14 protein-coding genes are annotated in these 24,194 nt (G+C 71.4%); 2 read left to right on the top strand and 12 right to left on the bottom strand.

Going from position 1 to position 24,194, the window contains the following annotated elements:
• Nucleotides 1-65: 65 nt before the first annotated feature.
• From ACFT9I_RS18330 to ACFT9I_RS18295, 8 genes are all read right to left on the bottom strand, one after another.
• A complete protein-coding gene (locus tag ACFT9I_RS18330) occupies nucleotides 66-3,515 on the bottom strand; it encodes a CARDB domain-containing protein (protein ID WP_382565383.1) in 3,450 nt (1,149 codons plus the stop codon).
• A gap of 285 nt (nucleotides 3,516-3,800) precedes the next feature.
• The gene (locus ACFT9I_RS18325) at nucleotides 3,801-6,029 is read right to left on the bottom strand and encodes a DEAD/DEAH box helicase (protein WP_382565381.1); all 2,229 of its coding nucleotides are present in this window, start codon (nucleotides 6,027-6,029) and stop codon (nucleotides 3,801-3,803) included.
• 191 nt (nucleotides 6,030-6,220) lie between these two features.
• A complete protein-coding gene (locus tag ACFT9I_RS18320; protein WP_382565379.1) occupies nucleotides 6,221-7,360 on the bottom strand; it encodes a ricin-type beta-trefoil lectin domain protein in 1,140 nt (379 codons plus the stop codon).
• 264 nt (nucleotides 7,361-7,624) lie between these two features.
• Nucleotides 7,625-8,893 carry a D-arabinono-1,4-lactone oxidase gene (locus tag ACFT9I_RS18315; RefSeq protein ID WP_382565377.1) on the bottom strand — a complete coding sequence of 423 codons (1,269 nt, stop codon included), beginning with the start codon at nucleotides 8,891-8,893 and terminating at the stop codon, nucleotides 7,625-7,627.
• Between the two features lie 107 nt (nucleotides 8,894-9,000).
• Nucleotides 9,001-11,844, bottom strand: coding sequence for an NHLP bacteriocin export ABC transporter permease/ATPase subunit (locus tag ACFT9I_RS18310; RefSeq protein ID WP_382565458.1), 2,844 nt, complete (start codon nucleotides 11,842-11,844; stop codon nucleotides 9,001-9,003).
• Nucleotides 11,845-11,923: 79 nt separating this feature from the next.
• On the bottom strand, nucleotides 11,924-14,215 hold the full coding sequence (locus ACFT9I_RS18305) for an NHLP family bacteriocin export ABC transporter peptidase/permease/ATPase subunit (RefSeq protein ID WP_382565375.1): 2,292 nt from the start codon (nucleotides 14,213-14,215) through the stop codon (nucleotides 11,924-11,926).
• Nucleotides 14,200-15,006 (bottom strand): hypothetical protein, encoded by an 807-nt coding sequence (locus ACFT9I_RS18300; protein ID WP_382565373.1) that lies wholly within the window; start codon nucleotides 15,004-15,006, stop codon nucleotides 14,200-14,202. The genes ACFT9I_RS18305 and ACFT9I_RS18300 overlap by 16 nt, the downstream gene beginning before the upstream one ends.
• Before the next feature lie 132 nt (nucleotides 15,007-15,138).
• Nucleotides 15,139-15,366, bottom strand: coding sequence for a type A2 lantipeptide (locus tag ACFT9I_RS18295; protein WP_382565371.1), 228 nt, complete (start codon nucleotides 15,364-15,366; stop codon nucleotides 15,139-15,141).
• A gap of 1,024 nt (nucleotides 15,367-16,390) precedes the next feature.
• Between ACFT9I_RS18295 and ACFT9I_RS18290 the strand changes: the two genes are divergently transcribed.
• A complete protein-coding gene (locus ACFT9I_RS18290) occupies nucleotides 16,391-17,695 on the top strand; it encodes a hypothetical protein (protein WP_382565369.1) in 1,305 nt (434 codons plus the stop codon).
• Nucleotides 17,696-17,704: 9 nt separating this feature from the next.
• Here the strand turns inward: ACFT9I_RS18290 and ACFT9I_RS18285 are convergent, their stop codons facing one another.
• Nucleotides 17,705-18,712 carry an abortive infection protein gene (locus tag ACFT9I_RS18285; protein WP_382565367.1) on the bottom strand — a complete coding sequence of 336 codons (1,008 nt, stop codon included), beginning with the start codon at nucleotides 18,710-18,712 and terminating at the stop codon, nucleotides 17,705-17,707.
• A 148-nt stretch (nucleotides 18,713-18,860) separates the two neighbouring features.
• Here ACFT9I_RS18285 and ACFT9I_RS18280 point away from each other — a divergent pair, with 148 nt between their 5' ends.
• Nucleotides 18,861-21,530, top strand: a complete 2,670-nt coding sequence (locus ACFT9I_RS18280; RefSeq protein WP_382565365.1) for an ATP-binding protein — start codon at nucleotides 18,861-18,863, stop codon at nucleotides 21,528-21,530.
• Here the strand turns inward: ACFT9I_RS18280 and ACFT9I_RS18275 are convergent.
• From ACFT9I_RS18275 to ACFT9I_RS18265, 3 genes are all read right to left on the bottom strand, one after another.
• Entirely contained in the window at nucleotides 21,515-21,715 is a 201-nt protein-coding gene (locus ACFT9I_RS18275) for a hypothetical protein (protein ID WP_382565363.1), read from the bottom strand. The genes ACFT9I_RS18280 and ACFT9I_RS18275 overlap by 16 nt on opposite strands.
• Nucleotides 21,716-21,783: 68 nt before the next feature.
• Entirely contained in the window at nucleotides 21,784-23,190 is a 1,407-nt protein-coding gene (locus ACFT9I_RS18270; protein WP_382565361.1) for a D-alanyl-D-alanine carboxypeptidase family protein, read from the bottom strand.
• A gap of 290 nt (nucleotides 23,191-23,480) precedes the next feature.
• On the bottom strand, nucleotides 23,481-24,167 hold the full coding sequence (locus tag ACFT9I_RS18265) for a formylglycine-generating enzyme family protein (protein WP_382565359.1): 687 nt from the start codon (nucleotides 24,165-24,167) through the stop codon (nucleotides 23,481-23,483).
• Between the last annotated feature and the right edge of the window lie 27 nt (nucleotides 24,168-24,194).

Below are 24,194 nucleotides of genomic sequence, written 5' to 3'. Positions count from 1 at the left end.
CTCTTCGCACAACCGCGGGCCGGGGGAAGCTCCCCCGGCCCGCGCCTGTCGCGTCTACGGCGCCGTCAGCGTCGACCACCGCCCGTCAGTTTGCCCGACAGGGGCGCCGCCGCCGGGCCGCCCGTGATCACGAAGCCCGAGCCCGGCTGGGTGACGATGTTGCCGTCCGCCGAGTTGGTGATGGTCACGTTCGTCAGGGCCGCGCTGCCGCGGGCCCCGCTCATCGCCAGGATGCCGGCGCCGTTGTTGGATTTGTCGATCTTGACGTTGTTGATCACGACGCCCGGCATGGTGCCGCCGCCCGTCTTGAACTGGATGCCGTCGTACGTCGAGTCGTAGATGTCGGTGTCCCTGATCGTGACGCCGGGGATGTCCCGGCTCGCCGCGAACAGGGTGATCGCACCGAACTCCTGGTCCTCGTTCCAGAAGGCGCCGCCCGTGCGGTGGAGCGCGTTGTTGGCGATCAGGGTCTGCCCGGAGAAGGGCAGGGGGTCGTGGTCGGTCGCCAGCATGATGCCGGGGTAGTTGGCGGTGTCGGAGACGATGTTGTTCTCGATCTTGTTGCCGTAGCCGCCGTAGACCGCGATGCCGGTCGCGCGCCAGGGCAGTTGGATCGTGTTGTTGGTGAACGAGTTGTCGTGCGCGACGTCGACCGACGTGTCCTTGACGTACCGGTTGGCCCAGACCGCCAGGGAGTCGTCGCCGGTGGTGCGGAACGAGGAGTTGAACACCTTTGAATTCCGCGTGCCGTTGGTGAAGTTGATGCCGTCGGCGTACGTGTTGCGGATCCGCATGCCGGTGAATTCGAGGCCGTCGGCGGGGCCCCAGAGGGACGGGATGTTGTCGTAGTCCCGGCCGACCCAGGCACCCACGTTGGCGTGCTCGATCCAGACGTTGGAGATTTTGGTGTTCTTGCCGAACCGGCCGTTGAGGCCGACGCCGCCCTCGGCGTTGCCGTCGCCGCCGCGGATCCGGCCGGAGCCGAAGATGGCGATGTCGGAGATCTTGGTGTTGTCGTCGATGTCGAAGCCGAAGTTGCCCTCGTGCGGGTGGTTGATCCCGCCCGCGTTCTGCGGCTCGGTCAGGGTGTAGAGCTGTGAGTGCCACATACCCGCGCCGCGGATGGTGACGTTCTTGATGCCGATCTGGTTGAACTGCCCCTGGTTCAGCGGGTCGTCGGTCAGGATCTTCTTCTCCTGGCGCCACTGGCCCGCCGGGATCCAGACGCACGCGATGACATCGTTCTGGTCGGCGGTGACCGCCGCCTGGATGGCGGTCGTGTCGTCGATCCCGTCGCCCGGCACCGCGCCGTAGTCCGTGATCGAGGTGCACTCGGCGGGCTTGGCCGCCGGAGCCGCCACCTGCTCCAGATCGATCAGGTCGATGTAGTAGAAGGACGCGCTGTCACCGGCGTCGCGCTGGAGCTTGAACTTGGTGCCCGCCGGATAGGTCGTGGACAGCAGGGAGTTGGCCTCGTCGAACAGCCGACGGGCGTCGGCCTGCGGCGTGTTGGTCAGGGCCTCGGGGCCGTCCGTGTTGCCGTACAGCCAGCTGTGCTTCGAGGAGAGGTTCAGCTTCTTCACGAAGGTGTTGTTGGCGTACAGGCTGATCGTCGCCTCGGTGCCGCCGCCGTTCGGGGCGTCGGGGATCGAGTTGCGCACCACGATCGAGTTCGCCGGGTTGGTGGACGTGAACTCCACGAACTGGCCTGTGCTGTTGAGACGTACCGACTTACGGCCGGAGGACTCGGAGCCGAAGTTGGTGTGCCCGAAGGTGCGTACGGCGTCGGCCTCCACCAGGGTGCCCTGGTATGTGCCGGCCTCGGCCTCGTACTCGACGTACGGGACCGCCGCCCCGCGCCCGACCACGATCGAGCGGGAGAAGGAGTTGTTGGTCTCGTTGGTCTCCGTCACGACGTTCGTCGCGTCGGCGGTGGCCACGATGTTGGCGCCGCCGCTGGTGGCGGTCCAACTGCCGTTGACGCTCACGTTCGTTGTCGCGCCGGCCGCGATCGACGCGGTGTTGGTGTTCAGCGTCGTACCGCCCACCGCCACCCTGGTGACCGTGGTGGCGCCGGAGGCGGTCGTGCCGCGGTTCTGTACGGCCACGGTGAAGGTGACCGAGGCCCCGACGGCGGGGTTCTGCGGCGTCGAGCTGACGCTCAGCACCTGGAGGTCGGGCCCGGGGGCCTGTCCCACGACCAGTGAACCGGCCGCGGTGAAGCTGTTGTTGTCGTTGTCCTGCTCGACGATCGTGTCGGTCGGGTCCACCACCGCCGTCACCTTGTAGCTGCCCTCGCCGCGCTTGCCGGCGGCGACCTGGACGGTCTGTGAGGCACCCGCGGCGAGAGCGCCCACGGAGGCGCTGCCCGCGACCGTTCCGCCGATGCTGACGTTGACGGTCGTCGGGCCGGACGCGGCCGTGCCGACGTTGCGCACCGTCGCGCTCACGGTGGTCGCGTCGGTCTCCACCGGGGCGGTGGGGGACCACGAGAGCGCGGTGACGGTGAGGTCCGGGTTGGGCGCGGGCACCCCGATGACCTGGAGTTCGGCGACCTGGCCGCCCTGCGCGCCGGTGTTGGAGAAGATCTGGAGCTGCAGGTCGGCGACGCGCCCGGTGACCGGGATCCGTACCGAGTTCTGGTTCGTCGCCGGGTTGAAGCTGTAGTCGGCGCGCGCCTTGAGCGAGGTGAAGCCGGTCGCGCCCTGGGCACGGCCGAGCACCTGGATGTTCTGGGTACGGGCGCCCCACGCCGCGTCGGGGTTCAACTTGACCACGACGGAGGTGATGTCGGCCTCGGCCCCGAGCTTCACCGTCAGGTTCGACGGGTGCCCCGCGGACTCCCAGTACGTGTTGAGCTTGTCGTCGTTGGCGTTGGCCGCGACGAACGTGTGGATCGTGGAGGACCCCTCGATCGGCTTGCCACGCGCCAGGTCGGTGCCGTCGTCACCGGGGTCGGGGTCGCCCGGGTCGCCGGGGTCCTCGCCGGCGGGGCCGTAGATCCCGAACTCGGAGATCTGCGCCGCGGGCCAGCCCGTGTTGCCGGTGATGTTCAGCCGTACGTAACGGACGCTGCTGGAGGGGAAGTCGATGGTGACGGTGTTCGCGGTGGAGGGATTGAACAGCCGTCCCTGCGACGCGGAGAGGGTGTTGTAGCTGTTGCCGTCGGTGCTGCCCTGGACGCTGAGAGCCTGGGTGCGGGCCTCCCAGGTGGTCGGGAGCTTGAGCACCACCTGGTCGACGGCGACGTTCGCGCCGAGGTCGATCCGGAGGGTCTGGGGGAACGCGTTGTTCGGACCCTCCCAGTACGACGCCTGGTTGCCGTCGGTGACGTTGGAGGCGGGGTGGTTCCCCTCGGACCCACTCGCCGACACGCTCTTGCCGGTCGACTGGTTGGGGCGCTCGGCCGCCGTGGCCGAGAGGGGGGTGAGCCCGACGGCGATCAGACCGGCCATGACGATGCCGGTGATCAGTCGCCAACTGAGCTGTCTGGGTCTGAGCTGCTTCCGTCTCATGTGGTCCTCTGTTCGGTTGGAACGAGGGGGCAGGGGTGGCGCGCTGCCATGAAGTTGCGAGAAGAGACTTAAGAAATTGAGCCACTTGCTTACTTTTTTGCGATTCACAGGTTGCAATCATGTCAACGGCTTGTCAACGGTTTTCGCAGAGGTAACACGGCAGTTGTCCGGGGGAGTTGGGCACGGCAGCCGTACAGGCGAGTTGGGCGTGGGAGTCGGGCACGCGACTTGTGCGGGGCACGACGAACGCCCCCGCCGGTCACGGCAGGGGCGTCGGACGGTCCGTCAGAGGGTGGGAGCGGCGGGGCCCGGCAGGAGCGCCATGCGCTCCTGCTCCTCCGCGACGATCTGCCGGGCCAGCGACTGCTCCGAGATGTCGACCGCGTCGGGCGTGGACTCCGCGACGTCGCTGTGCCGGGCGTACGCGTCGAAGAGGCGCTGCTTCGTGCCCAGCAGGTGCAGCATCCGCTGGTCGACACTGTCGGCGGTCAGCAGCCGGTGGACCTGGACATGGCGTATCTGCCCCATGCGGTGCGCGCGGGCGACGGCCTGGGTCTCCAGCGTGTGGGTGACCTGTGGCTCGCACAGGATGACCACGGACGCGGCCTGCAGATTGAGGCCGGTGCCGCCCGACTGGATCTGGCTGAGCAGGACCGCGTGCCCGGACGCCTCGGCGAAGCCGTCCACCAGCTCCTGCCGCCGGGCGGTGGGCACCCGGCCGTTGAGCGGACCGAAGACGGTTGGAGCGGAGCCGGCGGTGGAGGCCGGGCGGAGTGCTTCCTCCGCGGCCGTCAGCACCTCGCGGAAGAAGGAGAAGACGACGACCTTCAGACCGTTCGACGCGGCCTCGGCGACGAGTTCACGCAGCCGCCGGAGCTTGGCCGACGTGGCCGGATCGGCGTACGCCGCGCGCCGCATGGCCATGAAGTTCCCGTCCGTCACGGCCTGCCGGTAGGCGGCGCGCGCGGCGGGGCTGAACTCCTCCCACTCGTCGACCTGTTGCAGCTCGGGCAGTTCGGTCAGGACGTCCTGCTGGTTACGGCGCAGATACGCGGGCGCGACCGCCTTGCGGAAGATCTCGGAGCCGATGGCCGCGTCGCCGTCACGGATGCCGGGCAGCAGCTCGGGCCGCAGATGGCGCACCAGATTGCGGAACTCGCCGACCCGGTTCTCCATGGGCGTCCCGGTCAGGAACAGGACATGGTCCGTACGCGCCGTCCAGCCCTCCACGGTCCGGGAGCGCCGGGTCTCGGGATTCTTCACATAGTGCGCCTCGTCCACGACGAGCATCCCGACCGTCACATCGTCGGGGACCGTGAGGGAGCCGAGGAGGTCGTACGTCGTGACCGCGACGTCCCCGTGCCGCGTCCACTGCCCCAGCGCCACCGACCGGTCCTGGCCGTGCACCCGGTACGCGCGCAGCGTGCTGCGGGACTCGATCTCGCGGATCCAGTTGATGACGACGCTGGCCGGGCAGACCACCAGGAAGTGTGTACGGCCTTCGGCCTTGAGGTGCGCGAGGGCCGCGATCGCCTGGATGGTCTTGCCCAGACCCATCTCGTCGCCCAGGATCACCCGGCGCTGGGCCAGCGCGAACCGGGCCCCGAACGCCTGATAGCCGCGCAGTGACACCCGCCGGTGGGTGTCGTCCAGCCGCTGTGTGCGCACGCGCTCCGAGATGTCACCGGGCAGGAAGCCCTCGGTCGCGTCGACGTCCGGGGTGACGTCGGAGAGTTCGGCCAGGAGGACGAGATAGTCGGCGGGCCGCACCTGGAAGTCGAGCCACGCCTCGTCCGCCGGGAGGACGGGCCGCAGCAGATCCGTGGCCGCTTGGGCGAGCAGGAGCGGGACCTCACGATCGGCGGCGTCGTCGAGGAAGGCGTCGACCAACTGGACGGCCCGCTGCGCCAGTTGCCTGCGCCGCTTGCCGGTGACCAGCATGCGCAGCCGGTCGCCGGCCGGGCGTGCCCGGGGCAGCAGCGGGGCGAGTTCGGCGTCGATCCGCGCCGCCGCCGCGAGGGCGCGGGGGATGTCGGGTCCCGCGTTCACCAGCCGGCTCAACGCGGTGACCAGGGTGGTGGCGTGCGGATCGTCGATGTCGTCGGCGTCCAGCCGGACGGCGACGTGCTCCGCCATGGCCTCCGCGAGCCGCCGCGCGGCGGCGATGGCGTGACCCGCGCTCTGCGTGCCGATGCCGGGAACGCCGCGGAGCTCGTACGCCGTCGCTCCGAGCACCTTCCCGACATCGGTGTACCCGGCCTGTTCGAGCGTGCCCAGCCGGAGCCGGCCCTCGGTGACATCGGCCAGCCGTGAGACGGGGATGCCCGCCAGTTCCTGGCGGACCAGGGCGTCGCGCAGCGGGGTGATGGCGCTCAGGACACCGCCGCGTACGTCGGCGTGATCGGCGGCCACCCGGCGCGCCGAGGCGAGCAGCCGGTCGGCCCGGTCGAGCACGGCGCGCGCGCCGCCGCCCACCGGCACCAGCTTCCCCTCAGGCCCCGCTCCGTCGCCCATGACGCCTCTCGTGGTTCACCGCGACCGGTCGAATTCCGGTCGAGCGACATGATTCCACGGGGGTACGACATCGCCGGGCGGCCGAATTCGGCGCGCCCGGCGATATCGGGACGGTGGTGCGGTGCGTCCTGCGGTCGGTGGTGCGGTGGATCGTGAACCGAGGTGAACCGCCGCGTCGAACCGCCGCGGAACTAGGCGGCCATGGTCCACCGCTGGCCGGCGCCGCCGGCGCAGGTGCGCAGCTCCAGCTTCGTACCGTTGGCCGTTCCGCCGGCCGTCGGCGTCAGGCACTTGCCGGAAGCGACGCCGACGACGGTGCCGTCCGCGTTGACGCGCCACTGCTGATTGGCCGTGCCGCGGCAGTCCCAGATGATGACCGGGGTGCCGTCGGCCGTGGCGGCGCCGCTCGCGTCCAGGCAGCGGTTGCCGTACACGCGCAGCTCGTTGGTGGCCGTGCGGGCCCACTGCTGGTTCGACCTGCGGTGGCAGTCGTAGACGACCGTCCGCGTGCCCGTGGTCGTCACGGCGCCGTCGACGTCGAGGCAGCGGCCCGACTGCGCGTTGACGAGCGTGCCCTGACCGGTTGCCGCGAGCGGGACGAGGCTGGCGGGCACCGAGCGCAGCGCGTTGTACCAGACGGTCGCCATCTTGGCGTAGCCCCCGGCGTTGGGGTGCACGCCGTCGGCGAGGTCGGCCACCGTCAATGCCCTGTACATGTCAACCAAGTGGACGCGTGGACCCTTGCTGTTGACGATGGCGGGCAGCGCCGCGTTGAACGTCTTCACCCGGGCTTCGAGGCCGGCGTTCGTCTCCGGCGTGATCGTCGCGACGAACAGCTCGATCCGCGGCTTCTGTTGGAGGATGCGGTCGATGAGGTCGGAGAGCCGGGCCGGGGCGTTGGCCAGGTCGTAGTTCTGGTTCACATCGTTCGTGCCGATCTGGAGCATGATCGTGCGCGGGTCGCTCGCGGCGAGCCAGCCGTCGATGTTCGAACGGAGCTGGTCGATGCGCCAGCCCGAGTGGCCCTGGTGGTCGTGGTCGCCCAGCTCCGGCGGACCGTTGACCTGCGAGCCGACGAAGTCGACCGTGTAGCCGCCGCCGGCGAGATGCTGCCAGAGATTGATGCGGTAGCCGCCGGGGATGTTGTGCCCGTGGGTGATCGAGTCGCCGAGCGGCATGATCCGGACGCCGCCGTTGGACTCCGTGGGAGCCGCGGGAGCGGCCGGTGCGGCGGTCGCGGGGGCCTGGGTGAGGGTCATGAGTGCCGCCGTGACGGCGAACACGAGGAGGCTGAGGAGAGCTTGCGTACGGCGTGAGGCAGTTCTTCGCAAGGCAGGTCCTTCCTACGGGCCGCCGGGGAATGGGGGGTGCGCGTGGTGCGTCCGGTGGTGCGTGCGCGCATGGAGGGAGGTGCGGGGGGTGAGTGGCGGCCCTGTTGTAGATACCACCGGCCGGTGCCTTCGGCGAGGGATTGCGCAACGATGTTGGCAAATTGGCGGTGTTCGGCCACGGCCCGACGCTCTTCCGGCCAGGAACGAAGGTGAAGGGCCAGGGAACGGAGGCTTGTGATCAGCCCTCGTGATCAGCCCTCGTGATCAGTCCTCGAACAGCAGTCGGCGCAGGAAGTTGTTCATGAACTTGCCCGCCGGGTCCAGGGAATCGCGCAGCGCCAGGAAGTCCGCCATACGCGGGTAACGGCCGCGCAGCTCGGCCGGCGCCGTCGTGAACACCTTGCCCCAGTGCGGCCGCGCGTCGAGACCCTCCAGCGCCGCTTCCAGCCGCGTGATCACCGGCACCACCGACGCCGTGTCCTTGACCCAGGTGAAGTGCAGCGCGACCGTGTCCCGGCCCTCGGCCGGGCTCAGCCACAGCTCGTCGGCGGCCACGGTGCGCACCTCGCAGACCTGGAGCACGGGCGCCATCACCGGTCCCAGCCCGGCCACCGCCCGTAGCGCCGCGACGGCGTGCCGGCGCGGCACCAGATACTCGGACTGCAGCTCCTCCCCGTTGCTGGGGGTGAACTCGGCCCGGAAGTGCGGCAGTCGGGCGTGCCACGGCCCCGGCACCCCGCGCTGCTCGGTGCAGTACGTCGCGGGCATGCCGGGCACGGGATGCATGGGCCCGGTCGCCGGTTCGGCCCAGGGGAAGTCCGGTTCGGGGGAGTCCGGCGCGGGGCCGGCGAGGCGCTTCAGCCAGACCTGACCGAAGCGCGGGGCGCTCCAGTCGGTGAACAGACTCACGCTGTACGCCGCCGAGGTGATCGCGTCGAAGTGCTCCTCCAGCACGGCCAGCGGCAGCCCGGTGTGGACGGACTGCCGTACGTCGAAGGCCGGAACCAGGTCCAGGGTGAGCGAGGTGACCACCCCGAGCGCGCCGAGCGCCACCACGGAACCGGCGAAGCGGTCGGCGTCCCGCTCCCGGTCCAGCGTCAGCGAGTCGCCGTCCGCGGTGACCAGCTCCACGGCGCGTACGGCGGTCGCGAGCGAACCGGAGGCGTCACCGGACCCGTGCGTGCCGGTGGCGACCGACCCCGCCACCGAGATGTGCGGGAGGGACGCCATGTTGTGCAGGGCAAGACCCTGGTCGTGCACCTTCCGGGCCAGTTCCGCGTACCGTACGCCGCCCGCGACGCGCACCGTACCGGCGGCCGTGTCGACGTCCACGGTCCGGGGCAGCTCGGCGAGCGAGACCAGGGCGCCGTCGGTGTCGGCGATGCGGTTGAACGAGTGGCCGCTGCCCAGCGCCCGTACGCGCGAGCTGCCCGCGACGAGCGCGCGCAGCTCGTCGAGCGTGGCCGGGCGGTGCACCCGGTCGGCGGAGAAGACGATGTTCCCCGCCCAGTTCGATCCCGCGCCGTCAGCCACCGGCCACCCTTCTCGTGGATTTCCGACTCGATTCGACCACGCGCCGCCCCCGCACGCGCACGCGCCCCCCGCTCACTGACGGCTGACCGCCCGCGTCGCACCGGCGATCAGGCCAGCTGACGCCGTACCAGTTCGTGCAGTCTGCCGCCGGTGTCCGCCAACAGGGCGGCGGGCGGGCCCTGTTCGACGATTCGCCCCGCGTCCATGACCAGCACGCGGTCCGCGTCGAGGACCGTCGACAGCCGGTGGGCGATCACCAGGCGGCCCGCGTTCAGCTTGCGGGTGCTCTCGATCACGATCCGCTGGGTCTCGTTGTCCAGCGCGCTGGTGGCCTCGTCCAGGAAGAGCAGACGCGGGCGGCGGACCAGTGCCTGGGCGATCATCAGGCGCTGGCGCTGGCCGCCGGAGATGGCGCCGCCTCCGGCGATCATGGTGTGCAGGCCCATCGGCATGCGTTTGATGTCCGCCGCCAGCCCCGCCATCTCGACGGCCTCCCAGACCTCCTCCTGCGAGAACGTCTCGGCGCCGCAGACGCAGTCCCAGATGGAGCCGGTGAGCGGCTGCGCGTTCTGCAGGACGACACCGCACTGGCGGCGTACGGCCGCCCGGTCGAGAGCGGCCAGGTCCTGGCCGTCGTACAGCACGCTTCCCGTGACCGGCCGGTCGAAGCCGATCAGCAGCCGCAGCAGCGTCGACTTGCCGCAGCCGCTGGGGCCGACGACCGCCACGAACTCGCCGGGCTCCATCCGCAGCGACACGTCGTCGAGCACCAGCGGGCCGTCGTCGGTGTAGCGGAAGGAGAGCTTCCGGGCCTCGATCCCGCCGGTCAGCACGCCGGGCCGGGCGCCCGTGTCACCGACCTCGGGCGCCTCGTCCAGGACCGGCTTGAGCTGCTCGAACATGGGCAGCACAGCGGCCACCGACACCAGCGCGCCGGTGAGCTGGGTGACGGAGGTCAGCAGCATGGTCACCGCGGTGTTGAAGGTCAGGAACTCGGCGGCCGACATCGTGCCGCGCGCCGGTCCGGCCAGCAGCATGAACATCACGAGGGAGCAGAACGGCAGATACACCGCGTCCAGGACCGTCGTCAGATTCTTGATCCGGCCCGCCCGCTGCTGGAGTTCGCGCGAGCGGGCGAAGCCGCGCGCCCACGCCGCGTACGCGAAGCCCTCGGCCGCGGCGACCCGCAGCTTCGGGAGCCCGCGCAGGGTCTGGAACGCCTGGTTGTTGAGCTTGTTGCCGAGTTCGACCAACTGCCGCTGCCAGCGCAGTTGCCACAGCCCCATGCCGAGGAACACGGCGCCGATGACGACCAGCATGCCCATCGCCGCCAGGGCGAGCGGGACACTGTGGACCAGCAGCAGCACGAGGCTCATCGCGCCCACCGCCGCCGATTGCACGAGCACCGGCCCGAGGCCCGACAGCACCCGGCGGATCGCGCTGACGCCCATCGCCGCGCTCGCGAGTTCACCGGTGGAACGCTCGGCGAAGAACTTCGTCGGCAGCCTCAACAGCCGGTCCCACACGGCGGGTTGGAGCGTGCTCTCGATACGGCCCTCCATCCGCAGGATGGTGAGGCTCTGCGTCAGCATGAAGGAGGCGGAGACGATGCCGGTGATCATGACGGCGAGCGAGACCTGCGTGATCAGATCGGTCCGGGCACTCGGCACGTACTCGCCGAGCACCCGTCCGGTCGCGAGCGGCACCAGTGCGCCGAGACCCACGGTGACGAGGGTGGTCAGCACCAGATTGCGCAGATCCACGCCGTTGCCGCGCAGCCCGAAGCGGAGCAACCGCCAAGGTGTCATGGCCTCTTCGGGCAGCGGGCGGTAGAACATCACGGCGCGCGGCTCGAAGTCGTCGGCGTTGTGCGCGCCGACGCGCAGCCGCGCCCCGGTGGCCGGGTTGACCGCCTCGTAACGGCCGCGCCGCCGGAGCAGCGCCACCGGGGCGCCGGACTTGGCCCGATGGCCCACCAGCGGTCCGGAGTCGGTCCGCCACCACGGGCCGTCGAGCCGGACGGCGCGGGTACGGATCCGGGAGGCGACCGCGATGCGTTCGACCGGGCCGACGCGGTCGTCGAGGGGGGTGCCCGCGCTGCGGGAGTGGTCGGAGAGGGTGATGCCGGAGGCCGCCGCGACCAGCTGGCAGACCGCGAACGTCGCGTCGCGGGCGGCGTCGCCACCGGCCGCGCCCACGTCGTCGCCCCCGCTGCCGGGGCGGCCGATGGACGCCACCAGCGCCTCGTCCGCCCGCGCACGTACCGCCTCACCGGCCTTGATCCCGGCGGCAGTTCGGTCCTCGTGCGCGCGCTCCTGCCGCTCGATCCAGTGGTCGACGGCCGACAGCAGCCGGTGCTGCTGGTTGATCATCCGCTGCCACATCGCGCCGTCGACGAGCAGATCGCCCGCCGCGTCCGCGCTGTACGAGGCGCCGTACCGCACGCTGCCGGGCGAGACCGGCATCCACAGCACGTCGTCGTCGGACACGGCACCCTCGGTGGACGGGCGGGTGTCGAGCGGCGTCTGGAACAGCGCGCCGAGGCCGCGCGCGGCGCCGAGGGCGAAGGCGTGCTCCAGGGGGGTCGGGACCGGGGCCGCGTACGGATCGGTGTAGGTGGCGGTGTACGGGTCGGTGTACGGATCCATGTACGGGGCGGGTGGCGGCGCGTACAGCTCCCGCAACGCGATCCGCCGCAGCGCGCAGTCCTGCGACGGCCTGCTCAGCAACGTGTGCCAGGGGCCCTCGACCGGCCCGAGGAGCAGCGTCCCCGCTTCCAGGCGGCCGAGGAAATGCCACTGCCCCCGCTCCGCCGCGTCGACGGCGAACAGGTCGAGCGCGCCCCCGACGACGAGCCACAGCACATGCGGGCCCTCCAGCGGCACGTTGCGCAGGCCGGCGCAGTCGACCGGTGTGCCCAGCGCCCCGAGGGCGTGGATCACCGGGTCGATGCCCGTCCCACCCGGCCCTGCTCCCGCCCCTGCCGCCGCTCCGGCTCCCGCTCCCGCCCCCGCCGTCGGGGAAGCCACGTCAGTACTCCTTCACCAGGTGCGCGTACGGCCCCCCGGCGGCGACCAGCTCCTCGTGCCTGCCGCGCTCCACGACCGCCCCGTGGTCGAGCACCACGATCTCGTCGCTGTCGCGCACCGTGCTCAGCCGGTGTGCGATCACCACGCACGCGCAGCCGCGCCGCCGCAGGTTGTCGATGATCACGCGCTCCGTCTCGGCGTCCAGCGCGCTCGTCACCTCGTCGAGTACCAGAATGCTCGGGCGCCTGACCAGCGCGCGGGCGATCTCCAGCCGCTGGCGCTGACCGCCGGAGAAGTTACGGCCGTCCTGCTCGACCCTGCTGTGGATGCCCTCGGGGCGGCGCGCGATCACGTCGTCGTAGAGCGCGGCGTCCTTGAGTGCGGTGACGACGGCGTCGTCGGGTATCGAGGGGTCCCACAGGGCGACGTTGTCCCGGACGGTGCCCTCGAAGAGGAAGACGTCCTGGTCGACGAAGGACACCGACGCGGCGAGCGCGCTGCGGGAGATGTCCTCCAGGCGCTGCCCGTCGATACGGATCGTGCCCTCCCACGGGCTGTAGAGACCCGAAATGAGCCTGGAGACCGTGGACTTGCCGCTCCCGGAACCGCCGACCAGCGCGACCTGCTGCCCCGGCCCCACCGTCAGGGAGAAGCCGTCGAGCAGCGGTGCGTCCAGCGGGCTGTAGCCGAACACGACGCTCTCCAGCTCCACATGGCCCGTCAGCCGTCGCGTACTCGCGTCCGGCTGCTGCCGCGAGTAGAGCGGGTCGACGGGAAAGCTCTCGACGTCCTTCAGCCGGGCCACGTCGGCGGCGAAGTCCTGGATCCGGCCAGCCACCCCGTTCAGCCGGGTGATCGGCGCGGTGAACCGCACCACCAGCGCCTGGAACGCGACGAGCAGACCGATCGAGATGGCCCCCTCCACCGCCCGCAGCCCGCCGATCCAGAGGATCAGCGCGCTGTTGAGCGTCGCGAGCGTGGGCGCGACCACGGCCAGCGCGGCGCTGGGCACACCGAGCTTCTGCTGCTCCTCCAGCGTCGTCGCGTGCTGCCCCGCCCACCGCCGGAAGTACCCGTTCTCGCCGCCGGTCGCCTTCATCGTCTCGATCAACTGAAGGCCGGTGTACGAGGTGTTGGTGAGCCGCGCGCTGTCCGCCCGCAGTTTGCGCGTACCGGTGGCGCGCAACTGGATCACGATGCGCATCGCGACGACGTTGAGCAGCGCCATCAGCACGCCGACGACGGTGAGTTGGGGGTCGTACGACCACAGAAGCGCCGCGTACAGGATCACCACGACCCCGTCCACACCCGCCGCCGCCAGGTCCCGCGCCAGTGTCTCGGCCACCGCGTCGTTGGACTGGAGCCGCTGGACGAGGTCGGCGGGGCTGCGCTGAGCGAAGAACGTGACCGGCAGCCGCAGCAGATGCCGCAGGAACCGGGCACCGCTCAGGGTGGACGAGATGACACGCCCGCGCAGCAGGTTCGCCTGTTGGAGCCCGGTCAGTACGGCGGTGAGTACCACCATCGTCGCCATGGCCGCGAACAGCGTTCCCAGGAGGGACGTCTGACCACCTATCAGGAACATGTCGATGTACGTACGGCTCAGCGCGGGCACCGCCGCGCCCACCGCCACCAGCAGCAGGCTGGCGAGCAGCGCGGCCAGCAGGGTGCCGGCCGTGCCGCGCAGACGCGCGGGCATGGCGCTCATGATTCCGGGCTTACGGCCGCCCCGGCGGAAGTCGGCGGTCGGCTCGAAGACGAGGACCACGCCCGTGAAGCTGGTGTCGAAGTCGTCCGCCGGGACGAAACGGCGGCCCTTGTCGGGGTCGTTGATGTGCACACCCCGGCCGCCGGGCCTGCGGCCCATGCCGTCGTACACCACGTAGTGGTTGAACTCCCAGAACAGGATCGCGGGCGCCCGGACCTCGGCGAGGGCTTCCGCCTCCATCTGCATGCCCTTGGCCTGGAGGCCGTAACTACGCGCCGCCTTCAGGAGATTGGAGGCGCGCGAGCCGTCGCGCGACACACCGCACGCGATGCGCAGCTCCTCCAGGGGGACATGGCGGCCGAAGTGGGCCAGCACCATGGCGAGGGAGGCCGCGCCGCACTCCAGGGCCTCCATCTGGAGGACGGTGGGGGTGCGGACGGCCTTGGGCCTGGGCGTCCCGGCGGCCGTCCGGGCGCGCTTGGCGGCACGGCGCCGTCCGGGCGGCGGCTGCTGGTGCTTGCGCTGCTGGTGCTTCCGCGGGGCCGGGGGAAGCTGGTGCCGCCGCGGGCTCACGGGAGCAGCCAATCGATCGGGTGCTGTTCGGTCAGCCGGATGGAGCCGGTGGCCAGGGTCATGGACTCGACGGCGTACGGCGGTCCGTCCGGCGACGACCAGGCGTAACCGGACTTGGTGGCTGACGATGCGTCAAGTCGCACCAGTACGGCGACAGGTGGGCCCTCGCGGGAGAACTGCTCGCCCAGCTGCGTGCTGCCGAGGAACCCGGTGATGCGCCTGCTGGTCTCGGCGACCCGCCCGACGGCTTCGACCCGGCCGCGCAGCACGCCGTACCGCTGCTTCGGCACCGACTGGACGGTGACGTCGACGGAGGCGCCGACGGGTACGGTCGCTCCGCTCTCGGCGGGCGCGTACAGCATCACGCTCAGCGGGTCGTCGGCGTTCTCGACCCGTTCGACCGCCGCGACATCGGCGCCGGTCGTGATCACGGAGCCGGCGGCGGCCACCAGGGTCGTCAGCCGTCCGGCGGCGATGGTGCGGACCACGGTGCTGCCCTCGGCGGTACGGACCTTGACGAGGGGGGAGTTGGCGGACACCCGCTCGCCCTCCTCGGCGAGTACGTCCGTGATCTGGCCGGCGACGGGGCTCTGGAGGACGTAACTGCCCTGCGCGTGGGTGAGGATGCCGGGTGCGCCGAGGGTCGACGAGACGCTGCCGGTCACCGCCCAGACGGCCGCGGCGGTCATGACGACGACCGTGACGGCCAGGACGAGACAGCCCTGGGGCCGCGCGAAGCGGACCGGCAGATCGATCTCCTCGGGCGACTGCAGCTTGGAAAGGGCCTGTTGGCGAAAGTGCACGACGCGCTTCCCTCATTGCTCGGTGTTCCGACGCTCACGCCCGTTCGCCGGCGTGGGCCACGACCGACGCCGCGTCGGCCGTGTGCCCGGGACCCGGGGCACACGGCCGACGCGGCAGAGCTGGGTCTCAACTCAGAGGCCGGAGACCAGGCCCGTGGCGAGACCGGTCACACCCGACGTGCTGATGCCGGTGGCACCCTCGACGGTGCCGACGACGCCGCCGACCGTGCTGGAGACGGGGACGATGGAGTCAACGGTGCCCGTGACGGTGCCGACGAGGCCTCCGACGAGACCGCCCGACACGTTGTCGAGGTCGCTGTCGGAGATTTCCTGGGTCTCAACCTGGGGGGAGTGGTTCATGATGTGAGATTCCCTTCGCATGGCTTTCACAATGGCCGCGACCGGTTTCGCCGTACTGGCGCACCGGCCGCCGCAGCGGTCGTCATGGCGCTTCCTTCGGATTTCCGGGTATCAGGATTCGGATATCCGGCGAATGGCACCGGGGGTGACTTCCGCAGTGCGATGGATCAAAGCACGCGGGCATGCCGAGTAGCCAACTCGATGCCGAACGAGCGGGCCGGGCCGTGGCGTTGGTCCACCTCGAAGTGCGTGAATGTCCATCGCTTGGTGGCAGCTTCTTCACGCGACCGACCGCCTCGAAATGGACATTCCCCTATCAAGGCCGTACGTGTGGGCCGCAGTAGGTACGGACCTGGCGGCGGACTGTGTTCGCCTGCGTATTCGGTGTGCAGATTCGTCGAAGGAGACAACCGGGGAGACGAGTGCCGGAAGTCCGGTGTGGGCTGCACGGATTCCCTGGTCACGGTATTTCCGGGGAAACGGCGCGGCTTCCAGGAGAAGGCAACATAAACGCATAACGGCGTTGCGCCGGACGCGGGGGAAATCGCCGCCTTCCGGCCGGTCGCCGACCAGTTCACCGCCGTCGGCACCATTTGTCGCTCAGTGTGCGGGATCGCCGCTTCTGTCTGATCCGACCCCCGGAGACCTCTGAAGGACTTTCAGCTCCAGCGAGGAATTCCGTGCGTTCTTCACCGAGATCCGGACCGAGATCCGGCCGTACGCCGATGCCATCGAAGAGATGCGCCACTGGACGCCGACCGAAGTCGTCGGCATCGACGCGCCGGTACGCCACAACCTCCGGGGCTTTACGGCCGGGCCGGGGGCAGCGACGCATTAGCGTTTCTTCCACCGCTTCTACGAAATCGTCGGTTCGGCGGTGTATTCGGCGGCCCGCCGAATACACCGCACACCAAGGCGGTTACGAGAACGCCGGACTCCCCGCCGACCCGGATTTCCACGCGGCGTTCCTCAGCCACCGGTCGTCTCCGCCGTCGCCCCGACCGCCGCGCGGTAGCCTGCGGCGATGACCGGCCCCGGCTCCGACCCCGATCTCGCCCTCGAAACCGTCAGCGGCGCACGCCAGACCCTCACCGTCGTCCTGCCGGTCCGGCTGCACCGCACACCCGACGCCGGCTCCGGCTGGGCCGAAGGGCCGTACCCGTTCGAACTCGGCAGCCGCCGCACCGACACCGCCACCCGGTCCCGGTACTTCGCCCCCGCCTCCGCCCGCGTCCTCTACGGGACCCCGGACCGCCCCTGCCGCTGGCACCGGCCCCTCTCCGTCACCCACGGGGGCCTGCGTCTCCTCGGCCTGGAGATCCTGCGCACCGCCACCGCCCGCAACGCCCAACACGCCCTCGCCGTAATGCACTTCACCCTCGACGGGCCGCTGCTCCCCGTCCTGCGAGCCATCGGCCACCGCCCCACCGCCGGACCCGAACCCCTCACCGGCCCCCTCGACCCCACGGCGCTGCTCGACGGCATCGCCGACGTACGCGACCGGGCAGGCACCTTCGCCCTCGCCCGCCCGTACACCGTCGCGTTCATGACCCCCGAGGCCCACCACACACCGGCGCTGCGCCCGGACCCCGAAGCGCTGCTGCCGCCGACGGCCGACCGCTGGCTCTGGCAGCTGGCCTCCCGGTCGAACCCGGGCGACCTCCCGCTCGCCCCCGAGAGCGCCCCGCACCACGACGCGTCCACCGTGCGGATATCCGCCGACTGGAGCGCCCTCGTGCTACGGCACGGCGCCGCGTTCCTCGGGCACCGGGCCGACACCGGTGACGGAGACTTCTACGACTTCGGCGCCCTGCACGCCCGCACCGTCTACCTCGACGCCCTGCTGCTCGGGTCGCTCCAGCGCGACCACATCGACGAGCTGACCGAAGAACTCTCCGAGGTCTTCGACTCCGAACGCCTCACCCGCCGGGTGACCTCGCTGGAGAAGAACATCGCCCGCTTCCGCAGCACCTACTGGCGCCAGCACCTCACCGCCCACGGCCCCGCCAACGGACTGCTGCTCGCCTTCCAGCACCAGCACCGCCTCCCCGACCGGTTCGCCGAGATCCTCGCGGAGGCCGCCGACTACAGCAGACTCGTGCAGACCCTGGAGAGTCAGCAGATCAGCGGCGCCCTGGGAGTCCTTACCATCCTCGGCCTGCCGCTCGGCACCGCGCTCGGTGTCCTCCAGGTCCTCGGCGACGAATCCGTCCCCCATCTCCTCGCCGCCCTCGCCCTGTCGATCGCCACGACGGCCGCGGCACTCACCACCCGCTACGGCCGCCTGGTCCTGTCCTCACTCCGGGGCGGCGGCGGGAACCAGCGCTAGCGACAGGCATCAGGAGAACCGTCGCGCCAGCGCCCGGAACGACTCCTTCTGCTCCCAGCCGCCGTCGACCGCCTTCAGCAGACCGAAGCTCCCCATGTCCAAGTCGCGCGCCGGGTCCGGGGAGTACGGCTTCGACGCGGCGAACTCGTAGACGTACGCGCCGTGGACGCCGTGCGCCTCGTACAGGTCGAGCAGGTCCGTCAGGTAGTCGGCCTGTTCCTGTTCCGCGCGGACATAGGGGCCGTCGAGGACCGGGGGATCCGCCGACCAGTCGATGATGTCGAAGCCCGACGGGCCGGCCGCCGCCGCGCCCTCGAAGGTGCAGCAGCCGAACTCGGTGATCAGAAGCGGCTTTCCCCGGTCCAGATGGGCGCGCAGGCCGTCCGTGTAGTGCTCGGTGTTGTAGGCCGTCCGGTAGTAGTTCTGACCGACGAAGTCGAAGCCCGACCAGTCCACCTGCTCCCACAGCGCGCCGCCGTACGTCAGCCGGCCGCCGAAGCGCGCGCGGGCCACCTCGACCGCACGGGCGAGGGTCACGTTCAGTCTCTCGCTGAACTCCGGCATACGCGGCCACCACTCCGGGTCCGCCAGCTTGGCCGAGCGCTCGCCGAACGTGTCGCCGGGCATGAGCCCCGAGCCGAAGATCGTCAGCTCGCAGCCCACGTTGAGGTCGACGGCCCCGTGGCGTTGCCGCAGCCCCTCCGCCGCCTCGGCCGTCGCCGCCAGATGCGCCAGCGTCGCGTCCGCGTCGCCCTCGATGAGCCGGGGCTGCAACCAGACATGCAGGCCCGCCTCGGCGGCGAAGCCCGCGTACGCCGTCAGCCGGTCGATGTCCGTGCCGAACAAGGTGACCGAGTTCGCGTGCAACTCGCCCCGGATGAGGGCCATATGGCGCCGTACGACCCCGTCCGGCCAGGGCGGCGGGGCCGAGCCGCGGCCCGAATAGTCCGTTCCCGTGTTGTAGTTGACGCCCTTCCAGACCAACGGCGCCGCGCGGTTGGTGAGTTCTTCTCGCATGGTGTGACCATAGAGACACCGGACGCGTACACGTGATCGATCAGCACCGGCCGAAATCGTCCGGATCCGCGCCGATCCCTGCCCACACGCGGGACGGGCGGGCTAGGGTCGTGACCTGACCTGCACGCCCGTTCACCTAAGGAGGGTGATGGTGCCCCCGCCTTCGGGTTCGGTCGACCTCCCACTCCTCGAACGCGAGCCCGAGATCGCCGCGGCCGCGAACGCCGTCGAGGGACTCTTCGGAGACACACCGACCGGCGGACTCCTCGTCTACCGGGGCGCCGCCGGACTCGGCAAGACCGCTCTGCTCTCCGAGGTCCGGCGCATGGGGGCCGGCCGCTGCACGGTGTGGTCGGCGCGCGGCGGCGAAACCGTGACCTCCGTGCCGTTCCACGTCGTACGGCAACTGCTGCAGCCCGCCCTCACGGCGCACGGATCCGGCGACGTACGGGACCTGCTCGGCGACGGGTACGACATCGTCGGCCCCGCCCTCGGAGTCGCGCCGCCCGGCGAGCGGCCCGCCGACCCGCAGGGCGTCAGGGACGGCCTGGAAACCCTGTTCCGCCGACTCGCCGAGACACTGCCCCCGCTCGTCGTGATCGTCGACGACGCGCACTGGTCCGACCTGGAATCCCTCGCCTGGCTGGCGTCCTTCGCCCGGCGTACGGGCGGCCCGCCGATCCTCGTCGTCGTCGCGTACCGCAGCGAGGACGCGATCGGCGAATGCGCCCACCTCCTGCGGGCCCTCGGCGAGAGCGCCAGACTGCTCGTCACCCTGAAGGCGCTCACCTCCGAAGCCACCGCGAAGCTCGCCCGCGCGACGCTCGGTGAGCACGCGGACGACCCGTTCTGCCGCGAGGTGTGGGAAGTCACCGGCGGGAACGCCTACGAAACCGTCGAACTCCTCGCCAAGGCACGGGACGAGGCCCTGAACCCCGTCGGAAAATCCGCCGACGCCCTCAGCGCGCTCGGCGCCATGACCCGCGGCACCGGCCTCATCGCCAGGCTGGAGGAGCTGGGCACCACCACGACCCGCTTCGCCTGGGCCGCCGCGATACTCGGCACCGACATCTCCCTCGAACTCGTCGTGTCCCTCGCCGGAATGGGGCCCGCGGAGGCCGCCGACTGCGCCGAACGGCTCCGGACGGCCCGCATCCTCATCGGCACCGACCCGCTGGAATTCGTCCACCCCCTCATCGCCACCGCCGTCTACCGCGCCATCCCCTCCGCCACCCGGACCGCGTTCCACGGCCGGGCCGCCTGGCTCGTCACCCGCAGTGGCCGGGGCGCCGCCCTCGCCGCCCGGCACCTCCTCGAAGTCCACCCCGACAACGACGCCGAACTGGTTCAGCAGTTACGCGAGGCCGCCGCCGAACACCTCGCGGTCGGCGCCCCCGACGCCGCCCGCCGCTGCCTCGAACGCGCCCTGACCGAACCGCCGTTGCCCCGGATACGGGCCGAAGTCCTGTACGAACTGGGCTGCGCCACCCTTCTCTCGTCACCGGCCACCACCGTCGGCCACCTCCGCGACGCGATCGACACCCAACTCCTCGACGAGCGCCTGCGCGTCGACGCCGTCTTCCGGCTCTCCCAGGCACTCACCCACAACGACCAGACACGGGAAGCCGCCCGGGTCGTCGCCGCCGAAGCGGCCCGCACCCCGTCCGGACCCGCCCATATGCGCCTCAAGGCCGCGCACTTCCTGTGGGAAGGCGTCCAGGACACCGAGGACGACGGCAGGGCCCGCGCCCGCCGCCTCGCCGAGACCGCCGCCGGACTCACCGGACGCGACAACACCGAACGCGTCCTGCTCATGCTGCGCGCCTTCGACGCCACGGCGCGGGGCGAGAACGCCGAGGAGATCGTCCAGATCGCCGAACGCGCCCTGGTCGACGGCGCGCTCGCCCCCGGCACCGGCTGGACCAGCACATCCTGGGGCTTCGAACCACCCGCCCTGCTCGCGCTCTCCTTCGCCTTCGCCGACCAACTCGACCGTGCCGAGACCCTGTTCGACGAAGGCATGCGCGCCTTCGAGATCTCCGGCTGGAGCGGCGGCCATCTCGCCTTCGCCCATACGCTCGTCGGCTACGCCCACCGCAGACGCGGCCGTCTCGCCGACGCGGAGACGTATCTGCGCGAGAGCCTGCGCCTCGCCGACCGGGTCGGCGACCGGCTGCCGATGCACTGGAACGGCATCTGCATGCTCGTCGACACGCTGCTCGCCCGCGGCCACGTCGAAGAGGCGCGCGAGGCCGCCGAGCGCTACGCCTTCGAACCGCCGTACGCCTCCTCCCTCGCCATCCCCGACGCGCGGTCCGTCCGGGGCCGGCTGCTGCTCGCCCTCGGCCGTACGGAGGAGGCGATCGCCGAACTCGAAACCACCGGGCGGGCGTTGACGGCCCGAGGCCGGCACAACGGGGTGGTGGCCACCTGGGCGATCGATCTCGCGCGGGCACTCGCGGACGTGAACCCGGAGCGCGCGGCCGAACTCGCCGCGTACGCCCGGGACCGCGCCGAGCGCTTCGGCACGCACACCGCGATCGGTGTCGCGCTGTGCTGCTCGGCGTCCCTGGCGGAGAGGCCGGCCGCGGTCGAACTGCTCGCCGAGGCCGTCACCCACCTCGAAGCGTCACCTTGCCGGTACGAGCTGGCGGTCGCACGCGTCGAGTACGGCATCGCCGCGCGATCGGCGCCGGACCTCGGCCGGGGCCGGGTGCTGGCCGAGTCGTGCGGCGCGGACGGACTGGCGGAACGGGCGCGGGCGGCGCTGGACGACATGCGGACGGTCGGGGACGGCGCGGGTCACCGCCAGGACTGAGGACCGCCGCCGCGCCACTCGACCGTGTCGGCGTCGGTCATCCGCGCGGGATCGATACCTGCCCGGCGCAGCAGCTCCGCCACGTCGGCCGCCCGGCGCGCGCGACCGGCGTCATGGCCGTCCACCCAGACCCGTCGGCCGCCGCCGCACGGCGGCTGGACCACGGCCACCACATGATGCGTCATGCGTCCACTGTGTGTGCTGTCGCCGCCGACCGCATCCGCATCGCGCGCCGTGTCCCGCGCCCCCGCGCTCATGGCAGCGGCTGCATCCGGTGCGGGTCCGCCGGTTCCCGGCGTCGCCGCGCGCCGCGCCGTACGAGGAACAGCGCCAGCGCGGCGAGACACGCGGCGCCGATGAACGCGATCGGCACGATGTACCCGAAGGGCGCGGACGGCTCGTCGGCCGGTTCGGACCCTGTCGCCGCCGCGAGGTGCCCCGCCCCCGCCGCCCCCGTCCCCGCTGCCGTCGCCCCCGTCGCCCGCGCTCCCGCCGCCGGCCGTACGGTGTCCGTGCCGCCCGGCCCCGTCGCCCGCCCGGCCCGCGCGACCGGTCCCTGCTTCTCCTCCTCGGCCGCCTGACGCGGCGGGGTCGGCGGCCGGGGCGGCTCCAGCGACCCCACGGGGGTGACGGCGGGCGCGGCCGCGAAGCCCCAGTCCAGCAGGGTCCGGGCCTCCTCGTACACCGCCTGCGAGGCCCCGGACTGCGGATTCATCACCGTCGCCAGCAGTGTGCGGTCCCCGCGCCGGGCCGCCGCGACGAGCGTGTTCCCCGCGTTCGTGGTGTAGCCGTTCTTGACACCGATCAGCCCCCGGTAGCGCTGCACCCCACCGGCGCCCGTCAGCAGCTTGTTCGTGTTCTGGATGCCGAACGTCGAACCGTCACGGCCCGGGAACTGCGCCTCGACGGTCGCGCAGTGCTCCGCGAAGGCCGGCAGTTTCAGTCCGGCGCGGCCGAACACCGCGAGGTCGTACGCCGACGACACCTGACCCGGTTCGTCGTAGCCGTCGGGGGAGACCACATGGGTGTCCTTCGCCCCCAACTCCCTTGCCTTGGACTGCATCTGAGTGATCGTCGAGTCCCAGCCGCCGTTCATCCCGGCGAGGACCCGCACCGCGTCGTTGCCCGAGCTGAGGAAGACACCGCGCCACAGATCAGCCACGTCGTACGTCTGGCCGGGGGCGACGCCCACCAGGCTGCTGCCGTCGCCGATCCCCGCCAGGTCCGCCTCGGTCACGCTGTGCCGGGCGTCCGAGGGGATACGGGGCAGCACGGTGACGGCGAACAGCGTCTTGAGCGTGCTGGCCGGCGGCAGCGCGCGGTGCGCGTCGCGGGCCGCGAGCACCGCGCCCGTGCGCGCGTCGGCGACCACCCAGGAGAGGGCGGAGACATCCTTGGGCGGCGCGGGCGCGCCGGCCGCCGCGCGCACGTGGGTGCCGGGCCGGTACAGCAGTGCGGGGTCCGCCGGCCGCGAGACCTCGCGGCCCGGGTCGGCGCGTGAGCCCGCCGTGACGGTGGAGGCGGCGGTGGTGGCGGCGGTGGCGGTGGCCGTCGGGGTGGACACCGACACCGGGAGGAGGGTCAGCAGTCCGGTCAGCCCGGTGGTCAGAGCCACCGTGCCGGCGAACGCGGGGCGGCGCAGGATCGATCTGATGATCATTCAGCCACCGTAGGAACGGACCGCGTCGCGCGCACGGCTGCGTGAGCCGACCGGAGGTATCCCCGTCCGGCCCCGTCCGGCCGCCGCCGCCCAGGAGCCCGAAGCGGCGCCGGTCCAGGAGCCGGGCGTGTGGGGACATGAAGGCACAGGCCCCGCTGAGGTTCGGGTTGTGGGTGAGGTCCATGGGACGAGTCTGGGCGGTCGGGCCACCGACGGTCTTGAACGAAAGGGGCCTCGAAGCCACTGCCCCATGACCGGGACCGCCCCGGGTCCGAGTCACCGCAGCGCGGTCACCCCGACCGGGCGAGCCGGAACCCGAGGTCGTCGACGCGGAAGGTCGGGTGGCTCTTGCGTCGGCACGACGCCCGGCACCCCCGGGGCACGTCGTACGCGCCGCCGCCCCTGAAGACCCGGTACGGCCCGTAGACCTCGGGGTCGTAAACGTCCCAGCACCACTCCCACACATTGCCGATCATGTCGTGCAGCCCCCACGCGTTCGGGGCCCGGGTCGCCACGTCGTGCACCCGGTCGTCTGAGTTCCCGCGATGCCAGGCGATCTCGTCCAGCTCCCCGTAACGGACACCGGACGTGCCGGCCCGGCACGCGTACTCCCACTCCGCCTCGGAGGGGAGGCGGTACCCGTCGGCCTCCCGGTCGCGGACCACGCCCTGCCCGTCGGCATCCCCCGGCGCGCCCGCGCTCGTGCCCCCGTAGCAGGGGGCCAGCCCGCTCGCCTCCGACAGCAGGTCGCAGAACCGGACCGCGTCCAGCCACGAGACCTCGGTCACCGGGGTCCTCGGCCCCGCCGGACTCTCGGGCGCCTCGCCCAGCACGGCGCGGTACAGCTCGCGGGTGACGGGACACGGCGCCAGCCGGAATGCCCCGACCTCGACGGTCCAGTCCGTCTTCGTGCCCTCGTCCCGAAGGACGATGTCTCCGGCGGGGATCTCGATCATGGGCTCGGCGACGGCCTTCATGCTGTGATCGTACAACCGGCCCCCGGA

The organism is Streptomyces sp. NPDC057137 (assembly GCF_042670825.1).
Taxonomy (GTDB): Bacteria; Actinomycetota; Actinomycetes; order Streptomycetales; family Streptomycetaceae; genus Streptomyces.
The sequence above is the reverse complement of the archived record's forward strand: the minus strand, read 5'-3'. Positions and strand labels throughout refer to the sequence as shown.